This is a genomic window from Phaeobacter porticola, from assembly GCF_001888185.1.
Lineage (GTDB): Bacteria > Pseudomonadota > Alphaproteobacteria > Rhodobacterales > Rhodobacteraceae > Phaeobacter > Phaeobacter porticola.
The window spans coordinates 1534790-1550099 of record NZ_CP016364.1; the positions used below are offsets into that span (position 1 = coordinate 1534790).

Consider the following 15310-nt stretch of genomic DNA (forward strand, 5'->3'; position numbering starts at 1 on the left):
GCTGATATATCAGGAATATAGCGGGTTTCCCGCAGAAGTCGCCCCACGTGGCCTTGCCCATCACGCCTGTGCCGACTAGAGCAGAGCAGCTTTTTTGGAGAACCGGATGCCCAGCGATACCCCTCAGCCCGCCTTTGTGCTCGTACGCCCGCAGATGGGTGAGAATGTCGGCGCTGCCGCCCGAGCGATGTGGAATTTCGGGCTGGACCGGATGCGCATCGTGGCACCGCGCGACGGTTGGCCCAACCCCAAGGCCGTTGCCATGGCCTCGGGCGCGGGGCGATTGCTGGATGAGGCGCGCCTCGCTGAGGATCTTGCGGGTGCGATTGAGGATTGCGATTTTGTCTTTGCCACCACGGCGCGCCCGCGCGAGTTGACCAAACCGGTCTATAGCCCGGAAGCTGCCATGAAACTGGCCGCAGAGAAGATGGCGGCAGGTGAGAAGGTTGCGGTGATGTTCGGCCCCGAACGAGCAGGCCTCGAGAATGAGGATATCGCCCGCGCCAATGCCATTATCTCTGTTCCCGTAAATCCTGAATTTGCCTCGCTTAACCTCGGCCAATGTGTCCTGCTGACGGCCTATGAATGGCGCCGTCAGGTGACTGACGTTGCCCCCGTCGTGACTGACCTTGGCAAATCCGACTGGGCCAGCCATGCGGATGTAGACACTCTGGTCAATCATTATGAGGACCGTCTGGACGACGCAGGGTTCTTCTTTCCGCCCGACAAGGCGCCCAGCATGAAAACCGTGTTCCGCAATATGTTCAGCCGGATGCCGCTCACCCGAGCGGATGTGCAGATGCTGCATGGGATCATGCGACAGATGGTCCGCTGGAAAGAAAAACGCGACTGAGGCGCGACTTCGGGCGGATTTGCACCATAGTCGCCCACTGGACGGGGCCGAACATGCGGCCTAGCTTGACGAGAAATTGGAAGAGGCAAGCATGAGCAAGCGCAGCATTTTCGAAGAGGTCTCTGGCAACGAGCCGCAAGAACGCCCACAGGCGACACCCGGCGGTATTGATCGCACCCGCCGCGGCGCAAGAGGCGCAATTCGTGCGTGGCTGGCAGTGCTGTTTGCGCTGGTGGTGGCGATGATTGTTGTCGGCGGGCTGACCCGGCTGACCGACAGTGGACTGTCGATCACCGAATGGCGGCCTGTGACCGGTGCCATGCCACCGCTGAGCGAGGCAGACTGGCAGGCAGAGTTCGACAAATATAAGGAAATCGATCAGTGGCGCATTGAGAACCAATGGATGCAGCTGGCGGATTTCAAGGAAATCTACTGGTGGGAATGGGGCCATCGCCAGCTGGGCCGGGTGATCGGCCTGGTCTGGGCGCTGGGGTTCCTAGGTTTTGCGCTGGCGCGGCAGATCCCGGTCCGCTGGACCGGGCGTCTGGCGCTGCCGGGTGTTCTGGGCGGCGTTCAGGGCGCGATCGGATGGTGGATGGTGGCCTCTGGTGTAACGCAGGGGGAGGGCATGACCTCGGTCGCGTCTTACCGCTTGGCAACCCATCTGGGGCTGGCGTTTGTCATTCTGGGCTTCATCGCCTGGTATATGTTTCTACTGGGGCGCGAAGAGCGCGATCTGATGCAGGCCCGCCGTGCCAAGGAGGCCAAGCTGTTTGGTCTTTCCACTGGGCTACTGCACTTCAGCTTTTTGCAAATTATTCTGGGTGCGCTGGTGGCGGGCATTGATGCAGGCCGGTCCTATACCGATTGGCCACTGATGGCGGGTCAAATCCTGCCGCCTGAGCCGTTTATGTTGCAGCCGCTTTGGAGCAACTTTTTTGAAAATCCCGGCCTAGTGCAATTTATCCATCGGATCAGCGGCTATCTCTTGCTGGCCTTTGGTGTGGTGGTCTGGCTGCGGGGCCGGGGCAGCGCCCATCCACGCTCGCGCTTTGCCTTTAATGCAGTCTTTGCGGCGCTGATGTTGCAAATGGTCCTTGGTGTCGTCACCGTGCTCTATGCCGCACCTTGGCAGATCGCGATCCTGCATCAGCTGATGGCTGTCTGTCTCTGGGTGCTGATCCTGCGGGCGCGGTATCTGTCGGGTTATCCCATTGCAACTTCGATTAAGGATCACTGAGAATGAGCGTATTTGAAGACTTGATGGCCTATGAGCGCGATACACAAGCGCTTGGCCAGATTGCGGGCCGTCTGGGCTGGGATCAGGAAACCATGATGCCACGCGGTGCCGCCCCCCAGCGGGGCGAAGAAATGGCGGCGATTGAGGCGGCTCTGCACGCCCGTCGCTCTGACCCGCAGGTGGCCGACTGGCTGGTACGGGCCGAGGCTACGGACGACATCGGCGCGGCCCAGCTGCGCGAAATCCGGCGTAGTCATGAGCGTGCTGTCAAGGTGCCTGGTGATCTGGCCAAACGCATTGCCCGCGTCACCTCCGAGGCGCAGGGCAAATGGGCAGCCGCCCGTGCCGCTGAGGACGTCGCAGCCTTCCTGCCGGTGCTGGAGGAAGTGGTCGCGCTAAAGCGCGAAGAGGGGCAGGCTTTGGCTGCCGGGGGCGATGTCTATGACGCGATGATCGCCGATTACGAACATGGCACCACCGCCGCCGAGATTGCAGCCCTGTTTGATGCCATGCGCCCGCGTCTGGTTGATCTGCGCGCGCGCGTTTTGGACAAACCCGCGCCGACAGGTGTCAGCGGTCATTTTGATGCCGATAAGCAGATGGCACTGACCACCACGCTGGCCGAGACCTTTGGCTACCAGATGCGCCATGGTCGGGTCGACAAGGCGGTGCATCCCTTCTGTTCCGGCAGCGGTCTGGACGTGCGTGTCACCACCCGTACCAGCGACGATGATCCGTTCAATTGTTTCTATTCCACCATTCACGAGGTCGGTCACGCCGCCTATGAGCAGAACATTGATCAGGCCTATCTGCTGACCCCACTGGGGCGCGGCGTCTCGATGGGGGTGCATGAAAGCCAGAGCCGGATCTATGAGAACCAACTGGGCCGCAGCCGTGCCTTTACCGGCTGGCTGTTTGAGCAGATGGTGCCGCAGTTTGGTGACTTTGGCATTGCAGATGCCGATGCGTTCTATGCGGCAGTGAATGCGGTTCACAACGGCTACATCCGCACCGAGGCCGATGAGTTGCAGTATAATTTGCATGTGATGATGCGGTTTGATCTGGAGCGCGCGCTGATGTCCGGCGATTTGCAGGTGCAGGATCTGGAAGCGGCCTGGAATGACCGTTTTGCTGCTGATTTTGGCTATGGCGTTGATAGACCATCCAATGGCTGTTTGCAGGATGTGCATTGGTCAGTGGGTCTGTTCGGCTATTTCCCGACCTATTCATTGGGCAATGTCTACGCCGGTTGTCTCTATCAGGCGCTGCGTCAGGCGGTGCCGGATCTGGATGCGCAGCTGGCGGCGGGCGACACGGTCGCGGCAACCAGCTGGCTGCGGGACAATCTGCAAACCCATGGTGGATTGCGCAGCCCGGTTGAGACCATCACCCATGCAGCTGGAATGACGCCCAGCCCAGAGCCGCTGTTGAGCTATCTGGAAGACAAATTCGGCGCGCTTTACGGGCTGTAAGCCGACGGGCCGCAATAATCAGCAAATCTCCCGTCAATCGCTGGCGGGGGTTTGTCCGTTCTGGTGTGGCGCCCGTGTTTCGTCGGCGCAGGCTTGGTCAGATCAGCGCCATACGCTCGGCGCGCTCAGGATCGGGGAAGGGACGGTACAGGCCGAAGTCAGCCGAGGCGATCAGCGCATTTACATTGGCATAGAGACGCTCGACGTTTTCGTCTGTTTCACCCAGCACCCGAAATGCCTGATCCAGCTGAGTCATATTGGCGAATTCGATTTCCAGCAGGAAATCACGATGCTTGTCACTGGCCAGATTCAGTTTGCGGCGCAAAAGACGCCAGCCCTGTATAACATCGCGTTCCCGCAGATAGGACATCCACTGGTCCACGGCATTGGCAAAAGCAATTGCCTTGGCCTCGTGGTGCAGGTCAATTGAACAGTGATAGAGGTTCATGCGAACCCTCCCTTTGCGGTGGCGGATGTGTGCAAAAGGCTGCCAGAAACCTATTAGATTTCGATTAACGCAAAACGCCGCCCATAGGGCGGCGTCTGTATTTGTGTTTTATCCAGGTGACGCGCGCGCAGATCAGTTCTCTTCGCTTACGCCTGCTGCGTCATCCGAGGCTGGCAAATCACCGTCTTCGTCGGACTGTTCTGCAATCCACGCGACCGAGACAACCTCTTCGCCTTTGGCTGTGTTGAACACCCGGACGCCACCAGCAGAGCGGGAGCGGAAAGAGATGCCATCAATCGGCACCCGGATCGACTGGCCCTTGGATGTGGCCAGCATGATCTGATCGTCCAGATCAACCGGGAAGGAGGCCACAATGGCCCCGCCACGCATGGCCTTATCCATCGCGGTCACACCCATACCGCCCCGTCCACGAACTGGATAATCGTGGCTTGAGCTAAGCTTGCCAGACCCAGCAGAGGTGATGGTCAGGATCAGGTTTTCAACCGCCGACATTTCGGCATAGCGTTCCTGACTGATGGCACCTGCAACTGCGTCTTCCTCGTCACTCTCGCCATCATCGGCAATACCTGCTACCGCGCGGCGCATCTTGAGATAGGCGGCCCGTTCCTCGGGCGAGGCACTGAAGTGACGGATTACCGACATCGACACCACGTGATCATCACCATTCAGGCGAATGCCACGCACACCGGTGGATTCCCGTGAATTGAAGACGCGCACATCGGTGGTGCGGAATCGGATTGCACGACCGGAGTCGGTGAACAGCATCACATCATCATCTTCCGAACAAATTCGGGCATTGACCAGCTTGACCGAGCCATCCTCGGGCAGTTTCATCGCGATCTTGCCGTTGCGGCGCACATTGGTGAAATCCGACAGGCGGTTGCGACGGACATCCCCTGCGCTGGTGGCAAAGATGACTTGCAGATTTTCCCATTCGTCATCCGGCACATCGACCGGCATGATCGCTGCAATCGACACGCCCGGCGGGATCGGCAGAATATTGACAATCGCCTTACCCTTCGACGTGCGGCCACCTTGCGGCAGGCGCCAAGTCTTCAGCTTGTAGACCATGCCGTCGGTGGTGAAGAACAACAGCTGGGTATGGGTATTGGCCACAAAGAGGTTGGTGACAACATCCTCTTCCTTCGTCTGCATGCCGGACAATCCCTTGCCGCCACGTTTCTGGGCGCGGAAATCAGCCAGCGGGGTACGTTTGATATAGCCACCGCTGGTGATCGTCACGACCATGTCTTCGCGTTCGATCAGGTCTTCGTCGTCCATGTCGCCGGACCAGTCGACGATCTCGGTACGGCGGGGCACGGCGAAATTGTCACGCACTTCGCGCAGCTCGTCCGAGATGATACCCAGGATCCGCTCACGCGAAGACAGGATCTCAAGGTATTCCTTGATCTTGCCCGCCAGTTCTTCCAGCTCATCGGTGACTTCTTTGACACCAATCTGTGTCAGGCGCTGCAACCGCAGTTCGAGAATAGCGCGGGCCTGAATCTCAGAGAGATTATAGGTGCCGTCATCATTCATGGTGTGGGTCGGATCGTCAATCAGACGGATATAAGGTGCGATGTCGACCGCAGGCCAGCGCCGGGTCATCAGCTTATGTCGGGCTTCGGCTGCATCCGCAGAGGCGCGGATGGTTGCGACCACCTCGTCCACATTCGAAACAGCGACCGCCAAACCGCACAGGATATGGCTGCGTTCCCGCGCCTTGCGCAGGTCATAGGCGGTGCGCCGCGCAATCACGTCTTCGCGGAAATCAAGGAAGGAGGTCAGGAACCGGCGCAGGGTCAGCTGTTCGGGGCGACCACCGTTCAAGGCCAGCATGTTGCAGCCAAAGTGCGTCTGCATGGGCGAGAAACGATAGAGCTGGTTCAGTACCACCTCTGCCGTGGCATCACGTTTCAGCTCGACAACAACGCGCACGCCGTTGCGATCGGATTCATCCTGAACGTGGCTGACACCCTCGATCTTTTTCTCGCGCACCTGCTCGGCGATCTTTTCGATCATCGCCGCTTTGTTGACCTGATAAGGGATTTCTTCGACCACGATCGCATAGCGGTCCTTGCGGATCTCCTCAACGCGGGTCTTGGCGCGAATGACTACGCTGCCGCGTCCTTCCAGATAGGCCTTGCGCGCGCCGGACCGGCCCAGCATCACACCGCCGGTTGGGAAATCCGGGCCGGGTACATAGTCGATCAGCTGTTCGCTGGTCAGATCCGGGTCTTCGATCAGCGCGAGCGTGGCATCAATCACTTCGCCCAGATTGTGGGGCGGGATATTTGTCGCCATGCCAACGGCAATACCGCCAGCTCCATTGACCAGCATGTTGGGGAACCGCGCCGGCAGCACCGTGGGTTCACGGTCCTTGCCATCGTAGTTGTCCTGAAAATCGACCGTGTCTTTTTCAATGTCAGCCAGGATTGAGGCGGCGGGTTTGTCCATCCGTACTTCGGTATAGCGCATGGCGGCTGGATTATCGCCATCCATGGAGCCGAAGTTGCCCTGACCATCCAAGAGCGGCAGCGACATGGAGAAATCCTGCGCCATCCGCACCAAGGCGTCATAGATCGCAGAGTCACCATGGGGGTGGTATTTACCCATGACATCACCAACCGGACGCGCCGATTTGCGATAGGGCTTGTCATGCGAATTGCCGACCTCGTGCATGGCGTAGAGAATCCGGCGGTGAACCGGTTTCAGACCGTCACGCAGGTCAGGAATGGCGCGGCTGACAATAACCGACATCGCATAGTCGAGATACGAAGTGCGCATCTCGGATTCGATGGACACCGTCGGGCCGTCATACTTTGGCCGTTCGGGTTTGTTTTCGTCCATGTTTTCAGGAGTTTCCGGCGTATCGTTCACGTTGGCTGCCCGTTGTTATTATTGGGTCTATATATTGTGTCTGCACCATAACAGACAGGGCATATAAGGCGCAAGCAAGCAGGGCTGCGGAGCGCGCCCGTGCCGGAGCTTTTCTTCCAACGGGCTGTATTTGTTCGGAATTAACCTTTCCTATGCTAAGCTGTCTATGGGGGGATCCGTAAGGGAGACCTGAAATGGAGACACGCGAAACTGAATTGATGCTGAAGGGCTACGGTCTGACCACGGCAGAGATGACCTATCATATGCCGGACTATACCCATGTCCTGAACACTTTCGTCTGGCAGGAGTATGATCTGGCGCCAGATCATCCGCGATTGTTTGAGTTTATCGAGTATTGGCAGCGCGAGATTGAAGGCCCGCTGCATTCCGTCCGCTTTACCCATCGCAAGATGATCAGCCCGGGGGAATGGCGCAACGTAACGGGCATCCTGCGCATGCATTGATCTTGTAGAACTCGCAAGCGGATCAACAGTCCGCTTGCTGTATCTATGACTGATCTGACCAGTTGACCTCTACCGAATATAGTTGAGGGTGACACTGGCTGTTTTCTTCTATCTACAACTGCATATACTGCCATCTGATTGACCCGCATCAGTCGGGCCTATCGCTATGGTCGCCTGACGTTTTTGACCGTGTTCTGTCCGGTGTGCATTGCCCGGGACGTGTTTGATCCAGACTGAAAGAAGGCACATCATGGTTTCCCGCGTTATTCCGGTTCAGGCGTTTGACTTGGTGATATTTGGCGGCACCGGCGATCTGGCGCAGCGTAAGATTCTGCCCGCGCTGTATCGTCGCCACTGTGCGGGCCAGTTACCCGATACCGCACGTATCATTGGTGCTGCGCGTGCCGAGCTGAGCCGCAGGGACTATCAGTCACTGGTGCGCGCAGCGTTGCAAGCGGGCGACATCTCGGCGGGCAAAGACGCTGCCGGGGGGCAGGTCGACAGTTTTCTGGCGCGGATTAACTATCTGGCAATTGATGCGACTGAGGCCGAAGGCTGGCAGACGCTGGCCCAGACCCTTGGTCGTCCAACAGCGGATCGCGTCCGCGTGTTTTACTTCTCGGTCGGGCCTGCGCTGTTTGCGCCGTTGGCAGAGCAGATCTGGGCGCATGATCTGGCGGACGATCAGACCCGGATCGTTGTCGAAAAACCCTTTGGTCATGATCTGGCGTCAGCGAAGGCGCTAAACCGCACACTGGCCAGCCATTTTGATGAAAGCCAGATCTACAGAATTGACCATTATCTAGGCAAAGAGACCGTGCAGAACCTGATGGCCATCCGCTTTGGGAACATGCTGTTTGAACCGCTATGGAACAGTCAATATGTGGATCATATCCAAGTAACAGTGGCGGAAACGGTTGGTGTAGAGGGGCGTGCGTCGTATTATGATAAGTCAGGCGCGATGCGTGACATGGTGCAGAACCACCTGATGCAACTGCTGTGCCTGATCGCAATGGAACCGCCTGCGAAGTTCGATCCCGATGCTGTACGTGACGAAAAGCTGAAGGTGATCCGGGCGCTGGAGCCGGTGGAGCCACACCACATTGTGCGCGGTCAATACGCGCTGGCCCAGGAAGGGGCAGGGGGCGACGAGGACCAGTCCTACCGCGAAACCGTGGGGGATCCGCGCTCCTCCACCGAAAGCTATGTGGCGCTGAAGGCACATATCAGCAATTGGCGTTGGGCGGGTACACCGTTCTACCTGCGCACTGGCAAGCGTCTGGTGGCGCGCTCCTCGGTGATCAATGTGTTCTTCAAGGACGCGCCGCATTCGATTTTTGGCGCGGATGCAGGGCGTCATGCCAATCTGTTGACCATCCGATTGCAGCCGGACGAGGGGATCACCCTCAAGGTTACGATCAAGGAACCCGGCCCAGGCGGCATGCGCTTGATCGACGTGCCGCTGGACATGAGCTTTGCGCAGGCGCTGGGGGCGGATATCGACGATGCGCCTGATGCCTACGAACGGCTGATCACCGATGTGATTAGGGGCAATCAGACGCTGTTCATGCGCGGCGACGAGGTTGAAGCGGCCTGGGCCTGGACAGACCCGATCATTGCGGGCTGGACATCGCGCGGGGATGTGCCAAAACCCTATGATAGCGGTAGCACCGGACCGGGGGACGCAGATCTTCTGATGCGGCGCGATCAGAGAGACTGGCAGGGGATCAACCCATGAACATAATCGAATACGCGGATCGCGACATGCTGGCCATTGATGTGGCCAATCAGCTTGCCGGGGATCTGAAGACCCATTTGCTGCACCATGACAGCGCTTCTTTTGCAGTGGCAGGCGGCACCACTCCGGCGCCGATCTTTGATGATCTCTGCGCTGCCGACATTGACTGGAAACGGGTCCGTCTGATGGCGACGGACGAACGTTGGGTGCCGTCCGACAGCGAGCGCTCTAATGCCCGCATGATCCGTGAACGATTGCTGGTCAATCGGGCGGCGGCGGCGCAGTTCGTGCCGTTCCATATTCCGGCCCGCGCCCCAGAAGATGTGCTCGCAGAGATTGAGAGCCAACTGCAACCGGACCTGCCGCTTTCGGTCATTCTGCTGGGCATGGGCGAAGACATGCACACCGCGTCCTTGTTTCCGGGCGTTGCCGGATTGGCACAGGCCTTGGCCCCGGATGCGCCAGTGCTGGCCGTGATGCGGCCTGACAGCCAGCCAGAGCCGCGTGTCAGCCTGACAGCGCGGGTGTTGGATGCAGCGATTGCCAAACATCTGGTGATCTATGGTAATGCCAAACGCGAAGCGCTTGAACGGGCCAAATCTCTGCCCCCGGAAGAAGCGCCTATACAGGCTGTTTTGTCAGAAATGACAGTTCATTGGGCACCATAGGTTATGTTGCCTGTTTGAGGCTGGCAGTTGTTGCCTAAGCTTCCGCAATCGCGCCGTCTCGGTCAATCAGGGCGGTGCGCAACGTTTCTGGCAGTGGATAGCCGGACTGACCGTCGGGGGTGCGCAGGACCATAACCCCGGTCATTGTGGCCCGCAGATCACCCGACCAGATTTGCTGTTCCATCACATAGGACGTGCGTCGGAACGACACCACCCGTGCCGTTGTGATGTAATCCTCGTCCAGCACCATTTCCTTCACGTAGTGGACATTGGCATTGCGCAGCACATTGCGTGGGGTCGGCATGCCCTTGAAATGAAGGGCGAAAAATTGGTTGTAGTAGGCGACGCGCAGGGTTTCAAACCAGCCCAAATAGGCCTTGTTGTTGACGTGGTGCAGGATGTCTAATTCAGAAAACCGTACCCGATCCGCAATCGCCAGGGGCTGCGGAATCTCTAGGCCATGCTGGCGCTGTATGTCGGGGCTGAGCGGGGTGTGAAACGATAGATCCATACGCACTTGGTTAGGGCGAATGCGCCCGTCCTGCAAGCCAAGATCAGATGGTGTACTTTCAACACCTGCCTTGGAGCTGCAGTCGGATTACCGCGCAATCACAAAGCGATCAGCGGCTGTCTTAATGTAAGGAATGAATGGAGCGGGTGAAGGGAATCGAACCCTCGTCACTTGCTTGGGAAGCAAATGCTCTACCATTGAGCTACACCCGCGTTGCTATTTGAGATACTATCTAGGCGTCATGCCTGCAAGCCGAAATTACCGAACGGACAGAATTCTAACACTAAAACAAAAGAGGAACACGGTTAGGAAGCGTTAACCCGTTCAAGCGATGTTGGATGGGATTCGACGGCGAAGCGGGCCTTCATTTCGGCTCATGTCAGCGCGACTTTCGCTACGTTCTCGCACCACTAGGTTTCGCTGGTCAAGCTGTGCCACCGTCGATGTGTTGCGGAAAAAAACGGCGAGGGGCAGTTATGTCACGACCAATCGGAGTTGATCTGTTTGCAGGCTCGGGCGGTATGAGTCTCGGCTTTGAGAAAGCTGGGTTCGATGTTGTCGCAGCGGTTGAGCTTGATCCTGTTCATGCCGCCGCCCGTAAATTCAATTTCCCTGATTGCTCCGGTATGTGGAAGGCATAGCCGCTCAGTCTCCGGTTGCGTGGCTCCCCGGATAGGACCGTATAACTGAGTTATGGCAGCATTGCTGTCCTACTTGGCAGCGGAGTCCAGAACCATGACCAAACAAGAAATTGCTCTCGAACTGAAAGCCCACGGTGTCACGCTGATCGCATGTCAGATCAAGAAGGCACCGAAAGTCGACCTCGCCACGATGTTGGAGAAGGCCAAGAAATTGAGCGTCGTCGCGCTGCCGAAGAAAGCACGCGTGCTTCCTGACCGGGTGATTGTCGAACCCGCGACCGACCTGTCCAACGTCAAGCCGACGCGGGACGCGCTAGATTGCGGACAGCCTGCGCAAGTTCCGTGTAGGCCATTTGCGGGATGCGCTCCGCTCGCACGATCTCGCGACAACGTGGCCCGAGGCCCCCAGATTCATGCGCGTCGTTTTGCCGTGCACGTCCTTCTGGTAAGAGAAGGTCTTCTTCGCCTTGCCTATAAACAGGCCGAAACCTTTGATCTCGGTGCCCCAAAGTTTTGCGTTCGGTGGGGCATTCTTGCAGGCGGCGTCAATGAGCTTCAAGCGTTCAGTTGGCATCTTCGTTGTCCCATTTTGTAGTGAATCTGTAGGCAGCACATTGCAACGCGATATAACGCGCTGGGACAACGTTGCGGCGCTTTATGAAGCAAATTCAACCACTTTGGTAAGTTCTCGAACAGGCCGGTACGGAACTTTTATGTTTGGGAAGCTGCCGTGATACCTTTTCACCATACCCGCGCCATTGACGTGCTGAGTATTCAATTCGCCGGGGGGATCAAGCGGACAACGCGACCCGTCCCGGCAAAAAAACTCAGCCGCGCCGCCGCCGCCGTGGTCGGCCTCCATCCCTGCTGCCATCGCCACCACCGGTGTTAAAGTTCACATCTGGAAGCGAGACGATCGTGTTGAGGATCGGGAAGGGTTCCGCTGAATTGGGAATGGCGGAGGCATTTACGAAATGTTCTTGAAAGCGGGGCTCGACCGCAGTTTCGATTTTTTCGATTTGCTGTACGGTGGCCTCGATTTCGGCGCGGGCCGTTGTGTTCAGCAGCGCAATGCGTGCGCCAGTACCAGCCGCATTGCCCGCACTTGTCACCTTGTCCAGCGGGCAGTCGGGGATCATGCCCAGCACCATGGCGTGTTTGGATGAGATATGTGCGCCAAAGGCACCTGCCAGAACCACGCGATCAACCTTGTCGACACCGAATTTATCCATAAGCAAGCGCGCACCAGAGTACAGTGCAGCCTTGGCCATCTGGATGGCGCGGATGTCGGGGTTGGTGACAGTGATCGTTGGTCCTCCTTCGGCAGATCCATCCCAAAGCAGATAGGAATTGGTACGCCCGTCCTGGATGCAGCGCGCCGTACCTGTTTGTTCAGCAGACCCGATAAGTCCCGAGGCATCCAGAAGACCCGCCAGACGCAGTTCTGCAATTGCCTCGATAATGCCGGATCCGCAGATTCCGGTGATGCCTGTGGTGGCAATCGCCTCGTCAAATCTATCCTCGTCGGACCAAAGTTCGGATCCGATAACGCGGAAGCGCGGTTCCTTAGTGACGGGATCAATCTCGACCCGCTCGATGGCGCCGGGGGCGGCGCGCTGGCCGCTGGAAATCTGCGCGCCTTCAAAAGCGGGACCAGTGGGAGAGGAGCACGCCAGCACTTTATCCTTGTTGCCAAGCAGGATTTCGGCGTTGGTGCCAACATCGACCACCAGCATCAGGTCATCGGATTTGTCTGGCGCCTCCGACAATGCCACAGCCGCAGCATCCGCGCCCACGTGACCGGCGATGCAGGGCAGCAGGTAGACACGGGCAGCGGGATGGATATTCAAATCCAGCTCAACTGCGCGCAGATTCATGGCATCCGATGTTGCCAGCGCAAAGGGGGCCTGACCCAGTTCAAACGGATCAATGCCCAGGAACAGATGGTGCATGACAGGGTTGCAGACGAACACAGCATCGACGATCAACGCCTTGTCAATATCGGCCTCGGACGCGATCTGGGTGAACAAGTCGTTCATCCCTTCGCGGACCGCGCGGGTCATTTCCTGATCGCCACCTGTGTTCATCATAGCATAGCTGACCCGGCTCATCAGGTCTTCGCCAAATCGGATTTGCGGGTTCATGATACCGGAAGAGGCAACAACCTCGCCGGTTTTCAGATCGCACAGATGTGCCGCGATTGTTGTAGATCCAAGATCAACAGCAAGACCATAAACGGTTCCATCGTAGTAACCGGGCCAGACATGCATGATCTTTGGCGACTGGCTGTTGCTACCTAAATGGACGGCGACGGTGGCGGTCCATTTCCCCTTGCGCAGCGCTGGCTGTAGCAGCTGCAGTATGCGCAGATCGGTTTTGACATCCCTAAGCTGCCATTGTTCCTCTAGCGCTGTGACAAGCCGTTCCAGATCACCTGACGGCTTGTGCATGTCTGGTTCTTCCACCTCGACATAATAGAGCCTTGTGGAAGGATTCATGGTGATGTCGCGTACTTCGGCACGTTTGCGCACCACCTGACGGTGTACCTGACTTTCTGGCGGGACGTCGATCACCACATCGCCCTGCACCTGTGCCTGACATCCCAGGCGGCGTCCATCAATCAGACCGCGTTTGTCTTTATAGCGCTGTTCGACCTTATTCCAATCGGTCAGCGCATCCTCAGCAACGGTGACGCCATGTTTGGAGAATTCGCCATAAGACGGTGTGATCTGACATTTGGAGCAGATGCCACGCCCCCCGCAGACTGAATCCAGATCCACACCCAGCTGACGCGCGGCGGTCAGTACCGGTGTGCCAACCGGAAACCGCCCGCGTTTGCCAGACGGGGTAAAGACCACAAGTGGATCATTTGCGGGATGAGTTGCGGTCTCGGTAGAGATCTCGGAGACGGGATCGTTTGCCATGCCTGTACCTATCTTGCTTGCGCGGTTTGGGCGGAGCATATGGCGTTTTTTCTGCGAGGGAAGGCGGCCCGCGTCATTTTACAGTCTTACGGCGTCATTTCTGCATGGTCCTGATCTGCTGAGGGGCAAAACTGTCGTTTTAGGGGGCGATAAAGGCGGCTTATTCTGAGGCGTCGCGATTTTCTGCGCTCCCTTCCGAGAGCCAGCGCAGGATGTCGGCGCGGTTCCCATCCAGCTTGGGCGCAGGGGCACGAACGGGACTGTCGGGCAGGGTCGACAGTTTTACCGGATTGCCCGCCGCCTTGAACTGGGTTTCACACTCGGCGTCACAGACATCCACCACCATATTGCGGGCCAGTATCTGCGGATCCTGCATCACCTCTGCGATATTCTGAATGGCACCGGTGGGTACGCCCACGCGTTGCAACAGGTCGATCCAATGCTGGGCCGGGTTATCCAGCGTCACGGCTTCGATCAGGCGTTTCAGCAGGCGCGCATTTTCGCAACGGGCGAGGTTGGTGGCGAACCTTGGATCTTGGGCCAAAGGCAACCGAAGCGCCTGGCAAAGCGTGGCAAACAGCGCGTCATTGCCTGCCGCGATCACAAACAGGCCATCGGCGGCGTGAAAGGTTTCAAACGGGGTGATGGATGGATGCCGTGCCCCGGACGGGCGTGGTGGTTCACCGGTGACAGAGGTGATCGCAATTGCATGTTCCAGTAACGCCAACTGACTGTCGAGCATGGCAATATCCACCTTTTGCCCGTCCGCACCCATCTGTACGGCATAAAGCGCGGCCAAGACGCCCTGACAGAGAAACATGCCTGCCGCGATATCGCCAATTGAGGCACCGACGCGGACCGGATCGCGGTCTCGCTCCCCAGTGATCGACATGACGCCACCACGCGCCTGCACCACCATGTCGTAGGCCGGGCGCAACCGGTCCGGCCCGGTGTGGCCAAAGCCGGAAACCGCGCCATAGACCAGCTTGGGAAATCGCGTATGCAGCGCCTCCCAACCATAACCCAATCGCTCCATCACGCCGGGGCGAAAATTCTCCAGCACGACATGGGCGCGGGCCAGAAGCTGGTCAAAGACCAGCCTGTCTTCTTCGCCCCTCAGGTCCAGCGCGATGCTTTCTTTGCCGTGGTTGATGGCTGCGAAGTAAGCGCTTTCGCCCTTCTTGAAGGGCGGAAAGGCACGGGTATCATCACCTGTGCCAGGACGTTCCACCTTGATCACGCGGGCACCTAGGTCCCGCAGCGTCATGGATGCATATGGCCCCGCCAGTACGTGGGTGAGGTCAAGGACAACAATGTCGGACAGGGGAGGTTTCATCGCAGGCTCCTGTGAGATCTATTCGCAGGCCCTTGTTGGTGCATCACAAATGAACCTGCTTTGATGCAGATCAGGCGTGATGCCGATAATAGCCGATAGCGCGTGTTGCTTCAG

General features: G+C 58.1%; 13 protein-coding genes and 1 tRNA gene. 8 read left to right on the forward strand and 6 right to left on the reverse strand.

Annotated features, from left to right (window positions below):
- Positions 1 to 106: 106 nt before the first annotated feature.
- The 3 genes from PhaeoP97_RS07455 (at position 107) to PhaeoP97_RS07465 (ending at position 3565) form a co-directional block, all read left to right on the forward strand.
- Positions 107 to 853, forward strand: a complete 747-nt coding sequence (locus PhaeoP97_RS07455; RefSeq protein ID WP_072504542.1) for an RNA methyltransferase — start codon at positions 107 to 109, stop codon at positions 851 to 853.
- Positions 854 to 944: 91 nt separating this feature from the next.
- A complete protein-coding gene (gene ctaA / locus PhaeoP97_RS07460) occupies positions 945 to 2093 on the forward strand; it encodes a heme A synthase (protein WP_072504543.1) in 1149 nt (382 codons plus the stop codon).
- Positions 2094 to 2095: 2 nt separating this feature from the next.
- A complete protein-coding gene (locus tag PhaeoP97_RS07465; protein ID WP_072504544.1) occupies positions 2096 to 3565 on the forward strand; it encodes a carboxypeptidase M32 in 1470 nt (489 codons plus the stop codon).
- A 97-nt stretch (positions 3566 to 3662) separates the two neighbouring features.
- On the opposite strand, the gene PhaeoP97_RS07470 is transcribed toward PhaeoP97_RS07465, so the two are convergent.
- Positions 3663 to 4013 carry a DUF6614 family protein gene (locus PhaeoP97_RS07470; protein ID WP_072504545.1) on the reverse strand — a complete coding sequence of 117 codons (351 nt, stop codon included), beginning with the start codon at positions 4011 to 4013 and terminating at the stop codon, positions 3663 to 3665.
- A 132-nt stretch (positions 4014 to 4145) separates the two neighbouring features.
- Positions 4146 to 6884, reverse strand: coding sequence for a DNA gyrase subunit A (gyrA, locus tag PhaeoP97_RS07475; RefSeq protein ID WP_072504546.1), 2739 nt, complete (start codon positions 6882 to 6884; stop codon positions 4146 to 4148).
- Between the two features lie 224 nt (positions 6885 to 7108).
- Between gyrA and PhaeoP97_RS07480 the strand changes: the two genes are divergently transcribed.
- The 3 genes from PhaeoP97_RS07480 (at position 7109) to pgl (ending at position 9784) form a co-directional block, all read left to right on the forward strand.
- Positions 7109 to 7378: an usg protein gene (locus PhaeoP97_RS07480; RefSeq protein ID WP_027247342.1), complete on the forward strand. Its 270-nt coding sequence runs from the start codon at positions 7109 to 7111 to the stop codon at positions 7376 to 7378.
- 250 nt (positions 7379 to 7628) lie between these two features.
- Positions 7629 to 9116, forward strand: a complete 1488-nt coding sequence (zwf, locus tag PhaeoP97_RS07485; RefSeq protein ID WP_072504547.1) for a glucose-6-phosphate dehydrogenase — start codon at positions 7629 to 7631, stop codon at positions 9114 to 9116.
- Complete coding sequence (gene pgl, locus PhaeoP97_RS07490; RefSeq protein WP_072504548.1) at positions 9113 to 9784, forward strand: 6-phosphogluconolactonase; 672 nt, start codon at positions 9113 to 9115, stop codon at positions 9782 to 9784. Before zwf ends, pgl begins: the two co-directional genes overlap by 4 nt.
- Before the next feature lie 34 nt (positions 9785 to 9818).
- Here pgl and PhaeoP97_RS07495 read toward each other — a convergent pair whose 3' ends face one another.
- Together PhaeoP97_RS07495 and PhaeoP97_RS07500 are read right to left on the reverse strand one after the other, a co-directional pair.
- On the reverse strand, positions 9819 to 10295 hold the full coding sequence (locus PhaeoP97_RS07495; RefSeq protein ID WP_072504549.1) for an acyl-CoA thioesterase: 477 nt from the start codon (positions 10293 to 10295) through the stop codon (positions 9819 to 9821).
- Positions 10296 to 10433: 138 nt separating this feature from the next.
- Positions 10434 to 10507 (reverse strand) — tRNA-Gly (locus PhaeoP97_RS07500).
- Between the two features lie 264 nt (positions 10508 to 10771).
- Between PhaeoP97_RS07500 and PhaeoP97_RS20180 the strand changes: the two genes are divergently transcribed.
- Positions 10772 to 10936 carry a DNA cytosine methyltransferase gene (locus PhaeoP97_RS20180; protein ID WP_237028996.1) on the forward strand — a complete coding sequence of 55 codons (165 nt, stop codon included), beginning with the start codon at positions 10772 to 10774 and terminating at the stop codon, positions 10934 to 10936.
- A 94-nt stretch (positions 10937 to 11030) separates the two neighbouring features.
- Positions 11031 to 11531 (forward strand): hypothetical protein, encoded by a 501-nt coding sequence (locus PhaeoP97_RS07510; RefSeq protein WP_157891237.1) that lies wholly within the window; start codon positions 11031 to 11033, stop codon positions 11529 to 11531.
- A gap of 232 nt (positions 11532 to 11763) precedes the next feature.
- On the opposite strand, the gene PhaeoP97_RS07515 is transcribed toward PhaeoP97_RS07510, so the two are convergent.
- Together PhaeoP97_RS07515 and PhaeoP97_RS07520 are read right to left on the reverse strand one after the other, a co-directional pair.
- The gene (locus tag PhaeoP97_RS07515; RefSeq protein ID WP_072504551.1) at positions 11764 to 13860 is read right to left on the reverse strand and encodes an ASKHA domain-containing protein; all 2097 of its coding nucleotides are present in this window, start codon (positions 13858 to 13860) and stop codon (positions 11764 to 11766) included.
- A 160-nt stretch (positions 13861 to 14020) separates the two neighbouring features.
- Positions 14021 to 15196, reverse strand: coding sequence for a CaiB/BaiF CoA transferase family protein (locus PhaeoP97_RS07520; protein ID WP_072504552.1), 1176 nt, complete (start codon positions 15194 to 15196; stop codon positions 14021 to 14023).
- Positions 15197 to 15310 lie beyond the last annotated feature (114 nt).

Excerpts from the sequence above, each read along its gene's own strand:
- PhaeoP97_RS07455 (WP_072504542.1), top strand. The coding sequence starts at position 107 with ATGCCCAGCGATACCCCTCAGCCCGCCTTTGTGCTCGTACGCCCGCAG.
- ctaA (WP_072504543.1), top strand. The coding sequence starts at position 945 with ATGAGCAAGCGCAGCATTTTCGAAGAGGTCTCTGGCAACGAGCCGCAA.
- PhaeoP97_RS07465 (WP_072504544.1), top strand. The coding sequence starts at position 2,096 with ATGAGCGTATTTGAAGACTTGATGGCCTATGAGCGCGATACACAAGCG.
- PhaeoP97_RS07470 (WP_072504545.1), bottom strand. The coding sequence starts at position 4,013 with ATGAACCTCTATCACTGTTCAATTGACCTGCACCACGAGGCCAAGGCA.
- gyrA (WP_072504546.1), bottom strand. The coding sequence starts at position 6,884 with ATGGACGAAAACAAACCCGAACGGCCAAAGTATGACGGCCCGACGGTG.
- PhaeoP97_RS07480 (WP_027247342.1), top strand. The coding sequence starts at position 7,109 with ATGGAGACACGCGAAACTGAATTGATGCTGAAGGGCTACGGTCTGACC.
- zwf (WP_072504547.1), top strand. The coding sequence starts at position 7,629 with ATGGTTTCCCGCGTTATTCCGGTTCAGGCGTTTGACTTGGTGATATTT.
- pgl (WP_072504548.1), top strand. The coding sequence starts at position 9,113 with ATGAACATAATCGAATACGCGGATCGCGACATGCTGGCCATTGATGTG.
- PhaeoP97_RS07495 (WP_072504549.1), bottom strand. The coding sequence starts at position 10,295 with ATGGATCTATCGTTTCACACCCCGCTCAGCCCCGACATACAGCGCCAG.
- PhaeoP97_RS20180 (WP_237028996.1), top strand. The coding sequence starts at position 10,772 with ATGTCACGACCAATCGGAGTTGATCTGTTTGCAGGCTCGGGCGGTATG.
- PhaeoP97_RS07510 (WP_157891237.1), top strand. The coding sequence starts at position 11,031 with ATGACCAAACAAGAAATTGCTCTCGAACTGAAAGCCCACGGTGTCACG.
- PhaeoP97_RS07515 (WP_072504551.1), bottom strand. The coding sequence starts at position 13,860 with ATGGCAAACGATCCCGTCTCCGAGATCTCTACCGAGACCGCAACTCAT.
- PhaeoP97_RS07520 (WP_072504552.1), bottom strand. The coding sequence starts at position 15,196 with ATGAAACCTCCCCTGTCCGACATTGTTGTCCTTGACCTCACCCACGTA.